Here is a 14,272-nt window from a genome sequence, read left to right on the forward strand (position 1 = left end):
GAATGCGCGGGGCCATGACCCGGAGCCTAGGGATCCGGAGCGGTGGCCGCGTCCCCTCATCGGGGTAGTCGCTCGGGCCGGTTTGCCAGACTGGACCACATGACCCGCTCCAGCGCGCTCGGAACGCAGGCTCGAGTGGAGGCGCTCGCGGCGATGACCGGCGCCGAGGGGCAGGGCGAGCTCGACGTCCTCGTCGTCGGCGGCGGCGTGGTCGGCGCCGGCACCGCCCTGGACGCCGTCACCCGCGGGCTCAGCACCGGTCTGCTCGAGCAGCGCGACCTCGCCAGCGGCACCAGCAGCCGCAGCAGCAAGCTGATCCACGGTGGCCTGCGCTACCTGGAGATGCTCGACCTCGGCCTGGTCCGCGAGGCCCTCCAGGAGCGCGGGCTGCTGCTCACCCGGCTGGCGCCGCACCTGGTGCGCCCGGTGCCGTTCCTCTACCCGCTCACGCACCGCGCCTGGGAGCGGCCGTACGTCGGCGCCGGCCTCGCGCTCTACGACGGCATGGCCATGACGGGGCGCTACGAGATGGGCCTGCCCCGCCACCGCCACCTCTCCCGCCGGGGCGTGCAGCGGATCGCGCCGGACTTCGACCCGGCGTCGCTGGCCGGGGCGATCAAGTACTGGGACTGCCAGGTCGACGACGCCCGCCTCGTCGTCACGATCGCGCGCACGGCCGCCGCCCACGGCGCGCACGTCGCGACGCGGGTGAAGGTGACCGGCTTCCTGCGCGAGGGCGAGCGCGTCGTCGGCGTACGCGCCCGGGACCTCGAGGAGGGGCGCGACATCGAGGTCCGTGCCCGCGCCGTCATCAACGCCGCCGGCGTGTGGACCGACGAGATCCAGGACCTCGTCGGCGGCCGGGGCGCGCTGCACGTGCAGGCGTCGAAGGGCATCCACCTCGTCGTGCCGCGCGACCGGATCCGCTCCGAGGCCGGCTTCATCGTGCGCACCGAGACGTCCGTGCTGTTCGTGATCCCGTGGGGCCGGCACTGGATCATCGGCACCACCGACACCGCGTGGAACCTCGACAAGGCCCACCCCGCGGCGTCGCGGGCCGACATCGACTACGTGCTCGACCACGTCAACGCGATCCTGCGGGAGCCGCTCGACCACTCCGACGTCGAGGGCGTGTACGCCGGGCTGCGGCCGCTGCTGTCCGGGGAGTCGGAGCCGACCTCGCGGATCTCCCGCGAGCACACCGTCGTCACCCCGGTCCCCGGGCTGGTGATGATCGCCGGCGGCAAGCTCACGACGTACCGCGTGATGGGGCGCGACGCGGTCGACGCCGCCGCCCACACGCTGACCACGACGCTCGGGCTGCCGGTGCGCGACTCGATCACCGACCGGGTGCCGCTGCTCGGCGCCGCCGACTGGGAGACGCGCTCCAACCAGCGGGTGCTGCTCGCCCGCCGCTCCGGCCTGCACGTCGCCCGGATCGACCACCTGCTGGGCAGGTACGGCGGGCTCGTCGATGACCTGCTGGCGCTCATCGCCTCGCGGCGGTCGCTCGCCCTGCCCCTGGAGGGCACGGAGGACTACCTGTCCGCCGAGGTCGTCTACGCCGTCACCCACGAGGGCGCCCGCCACCTCGACGACGTGCTCACCCGCCGTACCCGCATCTCGATCGAGACCTTCGACCGCGGCGTCGCCGCCGCCCCCGCCGCGGCGGCCCTGATGGCCGCCGAGCTCGGCTGGTCCCCGGAGCGAACCGCCGAGGAGGTCGACCACTACCTGCGCCGCGTCGAGGCGGAGCGCCAGTCGCAGCTCAAGCTCACCGACCAGGAGGCGGACGAGGCGCGGGTCGTCGTGGGAGACGTCGTCTGACCTCGACCCACCGTTGACAACTAGAACACGTTCCACCACGCTGAGAGCCACGTCACAGCCACCGGGAGGGAATGTGACCCAGGCGCCACCGCCGGCAGACATGAAGATGCAGCGCTCGAGTCGTGACGCGACCACGCTGCCCGCCCGACTGGCCGAGTGGCTGGCGACCGTGCTCCCGGCGGACGCCGACCCGGTCGTCACGCTGCACAGCGGCGTCGACGCCAACGGCATGTCGTCGGAGACGATCATCCTCGACGTGGACTGGACCGAGGCCGGCGAGCGCCGGCACGGCGAGTACGTCGCGCGCGTCGCGCCGGCCGCCCACGACCTGCCGGTGTTCGCGCACTACGAGCTCCAGGACCAGTACGACGCGATGCGGATCGTCGGCGAGCGGACCGACGTACCCGTGCCGGCCGTGCGCTGGATGGAGCCGACCGGCGACGTGCTCGGCACGCCGTTCTTCCTCATGGACCGCGTCGAGGGCGTCGTCCCGCAGGACGTGCTGCCCTACAACTTCGGCGACAACTGGCTCCACGACGCCAGCCGTGACGACCAGCGCCGGCTCCAGGACAACAGCGTCCGGGTGCTCGCGCAGCTGCACGCGATCCCCCACGCGGCGACGACGTTCGACTTCCTCGACCCGGCGCGCCACGGCCACGGCGGCGACACGCTGCTCGGGCGCAACCTGGCCCGCACCCGGGAGTGGTACGAGTTCGCGGTCTCCGACATCGGCCGCTCGCCACTGGTCGAGCGGGCGCTGGCCTGGCTCGAGGCCAACCTCCCGGCCACCGACGAGGCCGTCCTGTGCTGGGGCGACTCCCGCATCGGCAACGTCATGTACCGCGACTTCGAGCCGGTAGCGGTGCTCGACTGGGAGATGGCCGCCATCGGCCCGCGCGAGCTCGACGTGTCGTGGATGGCCTTCGCCCACCAGGTGTTCGAGACCATCACCGGGATGCTGGAGATGCCGGGCATGCCGCACTTCCTGCACGAGGAGGACGTGAAGGCCGAGTACGAGCGCATCGCCGGCGTCGAGCTGGGCGACCTGCAGTGGTACCACGTCTACAACGGCGTCCAGTGGTGCATCGTCTTCATGCGCACCGGCGCCCGGCAGATCCACTTCGGCGAGATCGAGCGTCCCGACGACATCGAGAGCCTCTTCCACTGCAAGCCGCTGATCGAGCGGCTACTCGAGGAGGTCGGGGCATGAACGACATCACGCCGCTCGACGAGTTCCCGCTCCACCAGGCGCCGCTGCCCCTCGCGTACGCCAACAGCAGCGACCGCAACTTCTACGACCGCTGGTACTTCAACGCCCACGACCGCACCGGCGACATCATGCTGATCACCGGCATGGGCTACTACCCCAACCTCGGCACCAAGGACGCCTTCGTCCTCGTCGCCCGCAACGGCAAGCAGACCGCCGTCCACCTGTCCGACCTGATGGACCAGGACCGGATGAACCCGAGGGTCGGCGGCTACCGCATCGAGGTGCCGGACCCGCTCCGGAAGGTGCGGGTCGTGCTCGAGGAGACCGGCGGCATCGCCCTCGACCTGACCTGGGAGGGCACTTCCGACGTCGTCCAGGAGCAGCCGCACGTGCTGCGCGCGGGCAGCCGCGTCACGCTCGACGCCCAGCGCTTCGCCCAGCTCGGCAGCTGGAGCGGCACGATCGCCATCGACGGCGAGGACATCGCGGTCGACCCGAACGTCTGGCTGGGCAGTCGGGACCGCTCCTGGGGGATCCGCCCCGTGGGGGAGGCGGATCCGCCGGGAGCCCCGGCCGACCCGCCCTTCGAGGGCATGTGGTGGCTCTACGTGCCGATGCAGTTCGAGGACTTCGCGATCGTGCTGATCATCCAGGAGAGCCCGGACGGGTTCCGCACCCTCAACGACTGCACCCGGGTCTGGAAGGACGGCCGCGTCGAGCAGCTCGGCTGGCCGCTGATCGACATCCACTACGAGTCCGGCACGCGTACGCCGACCGGCGCGACGATCCGCTGCACCACGCCCGAGGGCAAGCCGCTGGTGCTGGAGGTCGAGTCGCGGCTCGCCGTACCCCTCCACGTCGGCGGCGGGTACGGCGGCGACCCCGACTGGATCCACGGCACGTGGAAGGGCGAGGGCTTCAGCGAGCGCGTCACCTACGACATGGCCGACGACGCCGTGCGGGGCCGCTTCATGTTCGGCTGCGTCGACCACGTCGGCCGCGCACTCTGCAGCACCAGTGGGGCCGACGGCCAGGAGGGCTGGGGCCTCTTCGAGCACTTCTCCATCGGCCGCCACGACCCCTCCGGCTTCACCGACTTCTTCACCGTCGCCCCGTAACCGCAACCCCGCAACCGCCACAGGGAGAACCAGGACACATGACTCTCGACCGCACCGCCTTCTTCATCGACGGCGACTGGGCCGCGCCCGCCAGCGGCGGCACGATCCAGGTCGTCTCACCGCACTCCGAGCAGGTCGTCGCGACCGTGCCCGAGGGCAGCAGGGCCGACATCGACGCCGCGGTCGCGGCCGCGCGGCGGGCGTTCGACGAGGGCCCGTGGCCGCGGATGTCGCCCGAGGAGCGCATCGAGGTGGTGCAGAACTTCTCGAACCTGTACGCCGCGAAGCTGGGTGAGATGGCCGAGGTGATCTCGACCGAGATGGGCGCGCCGGTGTCCTTCTCCAACCTGGCCCAGGCGCCCGCGCCGTGGATGCAGATCGAGGCGTTCCTCGGCATCGCGCGGTCCTACCCGTGGGAGGAGACCCGCGCCGGCTCGCTGGGCGAGGTCATCGTGCGCCGCGAGCCGGTCGGCGTGGTCGCGGCCATCCCGCCGTGGAACGTCCCGCAGTTCACGATCATGTCCAAGCTCGTGCCCGCGCTGCTGGCCGGCTGCACCATCGTGATCAAGCCGGCGCCCGAGACCCCACTCGACCCCTACCTGATGGCCGAGCTCCTCCAGGAGGCCGGCGTACCCAACGGCGTCGTGAACATCGTGGCCGCCGGTCGCGAGGTGGGCGAGCACCTCGTGCGCCACCCGGACGTCGACAAGGTCGCCTTCACCGGCTCGACCGCCGCTGGCCGCACGATCGCGTCGATCTGCGGCGAGCAGCTCAAGCGGGTCTCGCTCGAGCTCGGCGGCAAGTCGGCGGCGATCGTGCTCGACGACGCCGACCTGGCCGCGACCATGGAGGGCCTGAAGTTCACCGCGCTGATGAACTCCGGGCAGGCCTGCGTCGCGCAGACCCGCATCCTGGCGCCCCGCTCGAACTACGGCGCGGTCGTCGACGCGCTCGCCGAGACCGTCTCCGGCATGGTCGTCGGCGACCCGCTCGACCCCGCCACCGAGATCGGCCCGATGGTCGCGCAGCGCCAGCAGGAGCGCGTCGAGAAGTACATCGCGCTCGGCCAGGAGGAGGGCGCCCGCGTCGTGACCGGCGGCAACGGCATGCCCGACGGGCTGTCGTCGGGCTGGTACGTCCGGCCCACCGTGTTCGCCGACGTCGACAACCGGATGCGGATCGCCCAGGAGGAGATCTTCGGGCCGGTGCTGTCGGTGATCGCGTACGACGACGTCGACGACGCCGTCCGGATCGCCAACGACTCGGAGTACGGCCTGGCCGGCACCGTGTGGACGGGCGACGTCGAGGCCGGCCTCGACGTCGCCCGCCGGGTGCGCACCGGCACCTATGGCGTCAACACCTACACGATGGACTTCGCGGCTCCCTTCGGTGGCTACAAGTCCTCGGGGATCGGCCGCGAGTTCGGTCCCGAGGGGCTGTCCCACTACACGGAGCTGAAGTCCATCTACAAGCCCTGACGAGCCCGACTCAGCGCGGCCGGACCCGGTAGGTCTGGTTGCGCCGGGTGTCGAACTCCACGACGTTCGCCTCGGGCCGCTCCACCGCGTCCACGCCGACGATGTCGACCGGGCGGTCGGTGCGCAGCCGCACGCGGTTGCCCAGCAGCGAGCGCAGGCGGGCGTCGGCGAGCCGACCGTCCTCCCACCGGATCTCGAGCTCGTGGCCGCCGCGCGCCCGCAGTCCGCGCACCCGTCCCGTCGGCCAGGCGGACGGCAGGCAGGGCAGCAGGAAGACCTCGCCGGAGTGGCTCTGGAGGACCATCTCGGTGATGCCCGAGACGCCGCCGAAGTTGCCGTCGATCTGGAACGGCGGGTGCAGGTCGAACAGGTTGGGCGCGGTCCGGCCGGGTGCGAGCAGCTGGCGCACGTGGAGGTAGGCGTTGTCCGGCTCGAGCAGCCGGGCCCGGATGTTCATCTTCCAGGCGAGGGACCAGCCGGCGGTGACGGCGGGGCCGCGCAGCTCCAGCGCCTTGCGCGCCGCGTCGGCGAGCTCGGGGGTGCGGAGCGGCGTGATCTGGTCGCTCGGGAAGACGCCCCACAGGTGCGAGACGTGCCGGCTCCGCTCGAGGGCGGCCTCCTCCCAGTCGATCAGCCACTCCTGCAGCTGGCCCAGGTAGCCGATCTGGTTCGGCGGGAGCTCCGCCCGGGCCGCGACGGCCTGGGCGACCATCGGGTCGCTCTTGTCGAGCACGTCGGCGGCCTTCTCGAACGCCGTGAAGAGGTCGCGCAGGATCTGGCAGTCCATCGTGGGGCCGGCGCAGATCGAGACGCCCTCGTCGTCCTGCTCGTGGTGCTTCACCTCCGGCGAGTGCGAGGGGTTGGTCACCAGGTAGCCGGTGCGCTCGTCGCGGACCAGCGTGCTGAGGAAGAACTCGACGGAGCCCCGCAGCACCGGGTAGTACTTCGCGAGGGTGCCGGTGTCACCGGTGTACTCGAACTGCTCCCAGAAGAGCAGGCAGAGCCAGGCTCCACCCATCGGCCAGACCCCGTAGTACGCGAAGTCGACCGGGGCCGTCCCGCGCCAGGCGTCGGTGTTGTGGTGGGCCACCCAGCCGTCGGCGTCCCACATGAGCTCGGCCGTGCGGCGGCCGGTCTCGGAGAGCTCCTCGGTCATCTGGAACATGGGCTCCCAGCACTCCGCCAGGTTCGCCGGGCCCGCCGGCCAGTAGTTCATCTCGGCGTTGATGTTCAGTGTGAACTTCGACTGCCACTCCGGGGCCATCTTGAGGCTCCAGATGCCCTGCAGGTTCGCCGGCTGGCCGGGGGTGCGGGAGGAGGAGATCAGCAGGTAGCGGCCGAACTGGTAGTAGAGGGCGGCGAACTGCGGGTCCCCGCCGTCGCGGAAGGTCAGCAGGCGCTCGTCGGTCGGACGGTTGATCGCGTCGGAGGTGCCGAGGTCGATGTCGACGCGCCCGAAGAGCGCCTGGTAGTCGCGCAGGTGTGTGCCCAGCAGCTGGTCGTAGCCGCGGTGGGTCACCCGCGCGAGGGGCCGCTCCGCCTTCCCGATGTGGTCGTCGCCGACGTCGGCGTAGTTGCGGTAGCTGGACGCCATCGAGATCAGCAGGGTGACCTCGCGCGCGTCCCGGACGAGGAGCCGGTCTCCCCGGGCCACCGCCGAGCCGCCGTCGGTGACGGCGCGCACCAGGCTGACGAAGCGCACCGCGCCCTCGATGCCCTCGGCGTCCCCGCTGACGCCCTCGAGCGCGAGGGTGGTGCGGTCGTGCGGCTGCGCGGTCGCGGCCTGGGGTGTCCGGTACAGCGCGTCGAACGACAGCGGGGTGCGATCACTGGTGCTGATCCGCATGACGATGACCTGGTCCGGGTGGCTGGCGAAGACCTCGCGCTTGTGACGGACGCCGCCGACGACGAACTCCGTCGTGGTCACGGCCGTGGTGAGGTCCAGCGAGCGGCGGTACGACGTCAGCTCACCATCGACGCCCTGGAACTCGAGCAACAGGTCGCCGACCGGCTGGTAGGGCATCTGCTCCGTCGGCCGCCCCATGAACTTCTGGTCGGCGAGGCGCTGGGCACCGACCCAGTTGTCCTCCCCGATGAGCCGCCGGATCTCCGGAAGCGCGGCGGCGCCCTGCGGGTCGTCGTACTGGTGCGGCCCGCCGCCCCAGACGCTGTCCTCGTTGAGGTTGAGCGTCTCGGTCGCGACGCCGCCCCAGACCATGGCGCCCATGCGGCCGTTGCCGACGGCGAGCGCCTGGAGCCACTCCACGGCCGGCTTGCGGTACCACAGCTGGAGCGGGTTGTGCTCCGCCGCCTGGGTGACGGCGGCGGCTGCGGTCGTCGGACGAACCACCGCAGCTCCGGCGGCGACGCCGGTGGCGGTCTGCAGCACGCGGCGCCTGCTGAACTCGACCATGGTCGGACTCCTTCGGTTCGGGACCCCCGAGAGAAGGGGGGAAACATTGGATGTTTGGACTGTAAGGCACGTCACAGCCACCTGTCGACGGGTGACACCTCGAAGCGAGATCACGCTTGTCCACGCGGGAATCCGCGGTTCTGCTTGAATGGCGACTGGAGCCCGAGCATCGAGGAGGTTGGATGGCTGCACCGTTGATCGAGTCCGCGATCGCGCGGATCCGGGAGCTGATCCTCGCCGGCGAGCTGCGTCCCGGCTCGCGCCTGCCCGCGGAGCCGGAGCTCGCGAAGCAGCTCGGCACGTCCCGCAACACCGCGCGCGAGGCGGTCCGTGCGCTGATCACCGCGCGGGTCCTCGACGTACGGCGCGGCGACGGCACGTACGTCACCAGCCTGCGGCCCGAGCTGCTCCTGGAGGGCCTCGGGTTCGCGATCGACCTGGTCCAGGACGACTCGCTCCTCGACCTGGTCGAGGTGCGGATGCTCCTCGAGCCGGCCGCCACCGCGCTCGCCGCCGCCCGGATCGACGACGCGGGCCTGGCCGAGCTGCGCGCCTGCCTCGACGCGATGCACGAGGTGCGCGACCGTCCCGAGGAGCTGATCCTCCGGGACGCCGACTTCCATGCCTGCGTCGCCCGGGCGACCGGCAACCAGGCTCTCGCCTCCATGCTCACGGCGGTGTCCAGCCGCACGCAGCGGGCCCGGGCCTGGCGCGGTCAGCAGGTGCCCGGGTCGAGCGACCGGACGCTTGCCGAGCACGGGGCGATCCTCGATGCGATCGCGACTCGCGACGCGCGGCTGGCCGAGTCGGTCGCCGCGGTGCACGTCGCGACGACCCGGGACTGGGTCGCCTCGGCGCTCCAGAAGGTGCTGGACGACGACGCTGGGAGCCGTCGCGACACCGCTTGACAGATCGACCGGCTGTGTAAAACGCCACAGATGCTACTCCGGGGTAGTGACGGAGACGGGCGTCACATACCCTCGGGACACATGAGCTCCCAGAACCCCACGCCGGCGGGAGACCCCGCCGTCGTCGGACCGCACGACCCCGAGCACGACCCGCGCGCGTCGTACGCCCTGGATCGGGCGTACGTCGCGGCGCTCACCAACCGCCTGGTGGCGACGAGCGGGCGGACCGCGGAGGTGCGCTCCCCGCTCAACGACGCCCCGCTCGCGCACGTCCCGCAGTCCACGGTGGCCGACGTGGCCGAGGCCTTCGGTCGCGCCCGGCGCGCCCAGGTGGCGTGGGCGCGCACCCCGGTCGAGGAGCGCCAGCGCGCGCTGCTGCGGCTGCACGACCTCGTGCTCGACCGGCAGGACGAGATCATCGACCTGGTCCAGTGGGAGACCGGCAAGGCGCGCAAGCACGCGTTCGACGAGCCGCTGCACGTCGCGCTCACCGCCCGCTACCACGGACGTACGGCGACCCGCCATCTCGCCACGACCCGTCGGCCGGGCGTCGTACCCGGCCTGACCCGGGTCGAGGTCAACCGGGTGCCGAAGGGCGTCGTCGGGATCATCTCGCCCTGGAACTACCCCTTCGACCTGGCGCTGGTCGACGGCATCGCCGCCCTCGTCGCGGGCAACGCCGTGGTCGCCAAGCCGGACGCGCAGACCATGCTGTCCGCCCTGCTCGGCGCCCAGCTGCTCGAGCAGGCCGGCATCCCGCGCGACCTGTGGCAGGTCGTGGCCGGCCCCGGCGCCGAGATCGGCGGGGCGATCGTCGAGCGCGCCGACTACATCTGCTTCACCGGGTCGACGGCCACCGGCCGCCACATCGCGCGGAGCGCGGCCGACCGGCTGATCGGGTGCTCGCTGGAGCTCGGTGGCAAGAACCCCCTGCTCGTGCTCCGTGACGCCGACATCGAGAAGGCGGCCGAGGGCGCCGTCCGGGCGTCGTTCTCCAACTCCGGCCAGCTGTGCGTCTCGATGGAGCGGATCTTCGTGGCCGACCAGGTCTACGACCGGTTCGTGGAGCGGTTCGTCGCCCGCACCGAGGCGATGACGCTCGGATCCACCCTCGAGTGGGGCAACGACATGGGCCCGCTGATCTCGCAGGCGCAGCTGGACACGGTCACGGCCCACGTCGACGACGCGGTCGCCAAGGGTGCCCGGGTGCTGGTCGGTGGCAACGCCCGGCCCGACCTCGGCCCGTACTTCTTCGAGCCGACGATCCTCGAGGGCGTCAGCCCCGACATGACCTGCTTCGGGCGCGAGACGTTCGGGCCGGTCGTGTCCGTCTACCGGTTCCACGACGAGGCCGACGCGGTCGCCCGCGCGAACAGCGGCGAGTACGGCCTCAACGCCTCGGTCTACAGCGAGGACACCGGCCGCGCGCGGGTCGTCGCGCGACACCTGAAGTGCGGCACGGTGAACGTCAACGAGGCCTTCGCCGCCACCTTCGCGAGCCTCGACGCCCCCATGGGCGGGATGCGCGAGAGCGGCATCGGCCGGCGCCAGGGTGCCGAGGGGGTGCTGCGCTTCACCGAGACCCAGTCGGTCGCGACCCAGCGGTTGATCCGGTTCGGCCCCCAGTTCGGCCTGTCCGACGAGAGCTACGCCAAGATGATGAGCGCCAACCTCCGCCTGATGAAGAGGCTGGGACGGGCATGAGCACGACGTACGACTTCGACGTCCTCGTCGTCGGCTCCGGCTTCGGCGGGTCCGTCACGGCGCTCCGGCTCACGGAGAAGGGTTACCGCGTCGGCGTGCTCGAGGCCGGCGCCCGGTTCGAGGACGACGACCTGCCGGAGACGTCGTTCGAGGTGCGGAAGTACCTCTTCCGGCCGGAGGTCGGCTGCTACGGCATCCAGCGCATCGACGCGCTGCGTGACTGCCTGATCGTGTCGGGCGCCGGCGTCGGCGGCGGCTCGCTGGTCTACGCGAACACGCTCTACGAGCCGCTCTCGCCCTTCTACGACGACCCGCAGTGGAGCCACATCACCGACTGGCGCGACGAGCTGGCGCCGTACTACGACCAGGCGAAGCGGATGCTCGGCGTGGTTGAGAACCCGCTGCGCACGCCGTCCGACGACGTGATGGAGAAGGTCGCCACCGAGATGGGGGTGCACGACACCTTCCACCCGACCCCGGTCGGCGTCTTCTTCGGTGAGCAGGGCGCCGGCATGGGGCAGGAGATCGACGACCCGTACTTCGGCGGCGCCGGCCCGGACCGCAGGACCTGCATCGCGTGCGGCTCCTGCATGACCGGGTGCCGACACAACGCGAAGAACACCCTGGTCAAGAACTACCTCTACCTCGCCGAGCAGAACGGCGCGAAGGTCCTCCCGCTGACCACCGTCACCCGGGTCCGCCCCCGGGAGGCCGGCGGGTACGACGTGCACGTGCGGTTCACCAAGGCCAAGGTGCGTCGCCGCTCGGCCGAGCGGGTGCTGACGGCCGAGCAGGTCGTCTTCGCCGCGAGCGCGCTCGGCACCCAGCGGCTGCTGCACCGGCTGAAGGACGAGGGCCACCTGCCCCGCCTCTCCGACCGGCTCGGCCACCTCTCCCGCACCAACTCGGAGTCGATCGGCGGCGTGATCGCGCCCGACAACAGCGTCGACTACTCCCAGGGCATCGCGATCACCTCGAGCTTCCACCCGGACGAGGACACCCACATCGAGCCGGTGCGCTACGGGCCCGGCAGCAACCTGATGTCCCTGCTGCAGTCGGTGCTGACCGACGGCGACGGCGACGAGCCGCGGTGGCGCACCTGGCTGCGGGAGATGTGGCGGCAGCGCGGGCAGCTCACGAACCTCTACGACATGAAGCACTGGTCGGAGCGCACCGTGATCGCGCTGGTGATGCAGAGCCTGGACAACTCGATCACGACGTACACGAAGCGGATCCCCGGCACCCGCCGGCGCTACCTGACGTCGAAGCAGGGCCACGGCGTGCCCAACCCGACGTGGATCCCCGCCGGCAACGAGGCGATCCGCACCATGGCCTCGATCATGGACGGGTTCCCGGGCAGCGCGGTGGGCGACGCGTTCAACAAGCCGCTCACCGCCCACTTCATCGGCGGCTGCGCGATCGGCGAGTCGCCCGCGACCGGTGTGATCGACCCGTTCCAGCGGGTCTACGGGCACCCCGGGCTGCACGTCGCCGACGGCTCCGCGGTGACCGCGAACCTCGGCGTCAACCCGTCACTCACGATCACCGCGCAGGCCGAGCGGGCGATGGCGTTCTGGCCCAACAAGGGTGAGGCCGACGGCCGCCCGGACCTGGGCGCGCCGTACCACCGGATCGAGCCGGTGCGCCCGGTCGCCCCGGTGGTGCCAGACGAGGCACCGGGAGCGCTGCGACTGCCGATCGTCGGGGTCAGCTGAGCCGACCCGTTCGTCGTACGGGACCGACCGCCCGTCGCACCGACGAGAAATGACCGAATTGCCCGTGACCCGGCTCGGGACCCCTCGTTGAGCCAGCGGACCCGGTCAAACGCTCCCTCCCACCGCCGGGTCCCGTGTCCAGGCGCTGTCCGGCAGTTGCGTGGACGGTCAGGGCCCGGCCATCCCTCCCTCCCCGGCCGGGCCCTGATGCTTTCGCCAGCCGGGCGCGCGCGGAGCGCGCGCCCGGTGTCGGCGAACGACGGTCGTGTCGAGACACCCGTGAGTCCGACATCAACCCCTGGCCTCGATAGGCTGCGCGCATGACGCAGACGCCGGAGCACGATCTGGTCCTGGTGGTCGACTTCGGGGCCCAGTACGCCCAGCTGATCGCCCGCCGCGTGCGCGAGGCGCGCGTCTACTCCGAGATCGTGCCGCACACGATGCCGGTCGCCGAGATGCTCGCCCGCGGGCCGAAGGCGATCGTCCTCTCCGGCGGTCCCTCGTCCGTGTACGCGGAGGGCGCCCCGGGCATCGACCCGGCCGTGTTCCAGGCCGGCACGCCCGTCTTCGGCATGTGCTACGGCTTCCAGCTCATGGCGCAGGGACTCGGCGGCGAGGTCTCCCACACCGGCGCCCGCGAGTACGGCCGCACGGCGGTCCGGGTCGGGCAGGGCGGCACGCTGCTCGGCGACGTACCCGCCCAGCACACCGTCTGGATGTCCCACGGCGACTCGGTGACGGCCGCCCCGGCCGGGTTCGACGTGCTGGCGTCGACCGACACGACCCCGGTCGCGGCGTTCGAGGACGTCGCGCGTGGCCTGGCCGGCGTCCAGTGGCACCCCGAGGTGCTGCACACCGAGCACGGCCAGCGGGTGCTCGAGCACTTCCTCGTCGACATCGCGCACTGCCGCCAGACCTGGACGATGGTCAACATCGTCGACGAGCAGGTCGACCGGATCCGTGAGCAGATCGGGGAGCGCGGCCAGGCCATCTGCGCCCTCTCCGGCGGCGTCGACTCGGCGGTCGCCGCTGCGCTCGTCCAGCGGGCGATCGGCGACCGGCTGACCTGCGTCTACGTCGACCACGGCCTGATGCGCAAAGGCGAGACCGAGCAGATCGAGCGCGACTTCGTGGCCGCCACCGGAGCCGACCTCAAGGTCGTCGACGCGGAGAAGCAGTTCCTCGACGCGCTCGCCGGCGTGAGCGACCCCGAGGAGAAGCGCAAGATCATCGGGCGCGAGTTCATCCGGGTCTTCGAGGCCGCCGAGGCCGAGGTGCTGGGCCCGGCCGCCGCCGAGGGCGAGAAGGTCGCGTTCCTGGTGCAGGGCACGCTCTACCCGGACGTAGTCGAGTCCGGCGGGGGAGCGGGCACCTCGAACATCAAGTCCCACCACAACGTCGGCGGGCTGCCCGACGACCTCGAGTTCGAGCTCGTCGAGCCGCTCCGCACGCTCTTCAAGGACGAGGTCCGGCTCGTCGGCGAGCAGCTGGGCCTGCCCGCCGAGATCGTCTGGCGCCACCCGTTCCCGGGCCCGGGCCTGGGCATCCGCATCGTCGGCGAGGTGACCCGCGAGCGGCTCGACATCCTCCGCGAGGCCGACGCCATCGCGCGCGAGGAGCTGACCCGGGCCGGGCTCGACCGGGACATCTGGCAGTTCCCGGTCGTGCTGCTCGCCGACGTACGCAGCGTCGGCGTCCAGGGCGACCACCGCACCTACGGCCACCCGGTCGTGCTGCGCCCGGTCACCTCCGAGGACGCGATGACCGCCGACTGGGCGCGGCTCCCGTACGACGTTCTAGAGCGGATCTCCACGCGCATCACCAACGAGGTGCGCGAGATCAACCGCGTCACCGTCGACATCACCTCGAAGCCGCCCGGCACCATCGAGTGGGAGTGAG

The 14,272-nt window shown here is 71.6% G+C and carries 9 protein-coding genes; 8 read left to right on the top strand and 1 reads right to left on the bottom strand.

Features of this window, described 5'->3' with window-relative positions; translation table 11 throughout:
* Positions 1–99: 99 nt before the first annotated feature.
* The 4 genes from ACFQQI_RS01500 (at position 100) to ACFQQI_RS01515 (ending at position 5,633) form a co-directional block, all read left to right on the top strand.
* A complete protein-coding gene (locus ACFQQI_RS01500) occupies positions 100–1,827 on the top strand; it encodes a glycerol-3-phosphate dehydrogenase/oxidase (protein ID WP_378556849.1) in 1,728 nt (575 codons plus the stop codon).
* A 73-nt stretch (positions 1,828–1,900) separates the two neighbouring features.
* The gene (locus tag ACFQQI_RS01505) at positions 1,901–3,037 is read left to right on the top strand and encodes a phosphotransferase family protein (protein ID WP_378556852.1); all 1,137 of its coding nucleotides are present in this window, start codon (positions 1,901–1,903) and stop codon (positions 3,035–3,037) included.
* Positions 3,034–4,155: a hypothetical protein gene (locus tag ACFQQI_RS01510; protein ID WP_378556855.1), complete on the top strand. Its 1,122-nt coding sequence runs from the start codon at positions 3,034–3,036 to the stop codon at positions 4,153–4,155. Before ACFQQI_RS01505 ends, ACFQQI_RS01510 begins: the two co-directional genes overlap by 4 nt.
* A 38-nt stretch (positions 4,156–4,193) precedes the next feature.
* Positions 4,194–5,633, top strand: coding sequence for an aldehyde dehydrogenase (locus tag ACFQQI_RS01515; RefSeq protein ID WP_378556858.1), 1,440 nt, complete (start codon positions 4,194–4,196; stop codon positions 5,631–5,633).
* A 10-nt stretch (positions 5,634–5,643) separates the two neighbouring features.
* Here ACFQQI_RS01515 and ACFQQI_RS01520 read toward each other — a convergent pair whose 3' ends face one another.
* On the bottom strand, positions 5,644–8,046 hold the full coding sequence (locus tag ACFQQI_RS01520) for a glycoside hydrolase N-terminal domain-containing protein (RefSeq protein ID WP_378556861.1): 2,403 nt from the start codon (positions 8,044–8,046) through the stop codon (positions 5,644–5,646).
* Between the two features lie 182 nt (positions 8,047–8,228).
* Between ACFQQI_RS01520 and ACFQQI_RS01525 the strand changes: the two genes are divergently transcribed.
* The 4 genes from ACFQQI_RS01525 to guaA all read left to right on the top strand — a co-directional run bounded on the left by ACFQQI_RS01525 (position 8,229) and on the right by guaA (position 14,271).
* Positions 8,229–8,954, top strand: coding sequence for a FadR/GntR family transcriptional regulator (locus ACFQQI_RS01525; RefSeq protein WP_378556864.1), 726 nt, complete (start codon positions 8,229–8,231; stop codon positions 8,952–8,954).
* An 81-nt stretch (positions 8,955–9,035) separates the two neighbouring features.
* Positions 9,036–10,658, top strand: a complete 1,623-nt coding sequence (locus ACFQQI_RS01530) for a succinic semialdehyde dehydrogenase (RefSeq protein ID WP_378556867.1) — start codon at positions 9,036–9,038, stop codon at positions 10,656–10,658.
* Entirely contained in the window at positions 10,655–12,373 is a 1,719-nt protein-coding gene (locus tag ACFQQI_RS01535; protein ID WP_378556870.1) for a GMC oxidoreductase, read from the top strand. Before ACFQQI_RS01530 ends, ACFQQI_RS01535 begins: the two co-directional genes overlap by 4 nt.
* A gap of 320 nt (positions 12,374–12,693) precedes the next feature.
* Positions 12,694–14,271: a glutamine-hydrolyzing GMP synthase gene (gene guaA, locus ACFQQI_RS01540; protein WP_378556873.1), complete on the top strand. Its 1,578-nt coding sequence runs from the start codon at positions 12,694–12,696 to the stop codon at positions 14,269–14,271.
* The last annotated feature ends 1 nt before the right edge of the window (position 14,272 follow it).

This window comes from Nocardioides sp. GCM10030259, from assembly GCF_042666375.1.
Lineage (GTDB): Bacteria > Actinomycetota > Actinomycetes > Propionibacteriales > Nocardioidaceae > Nocardioides.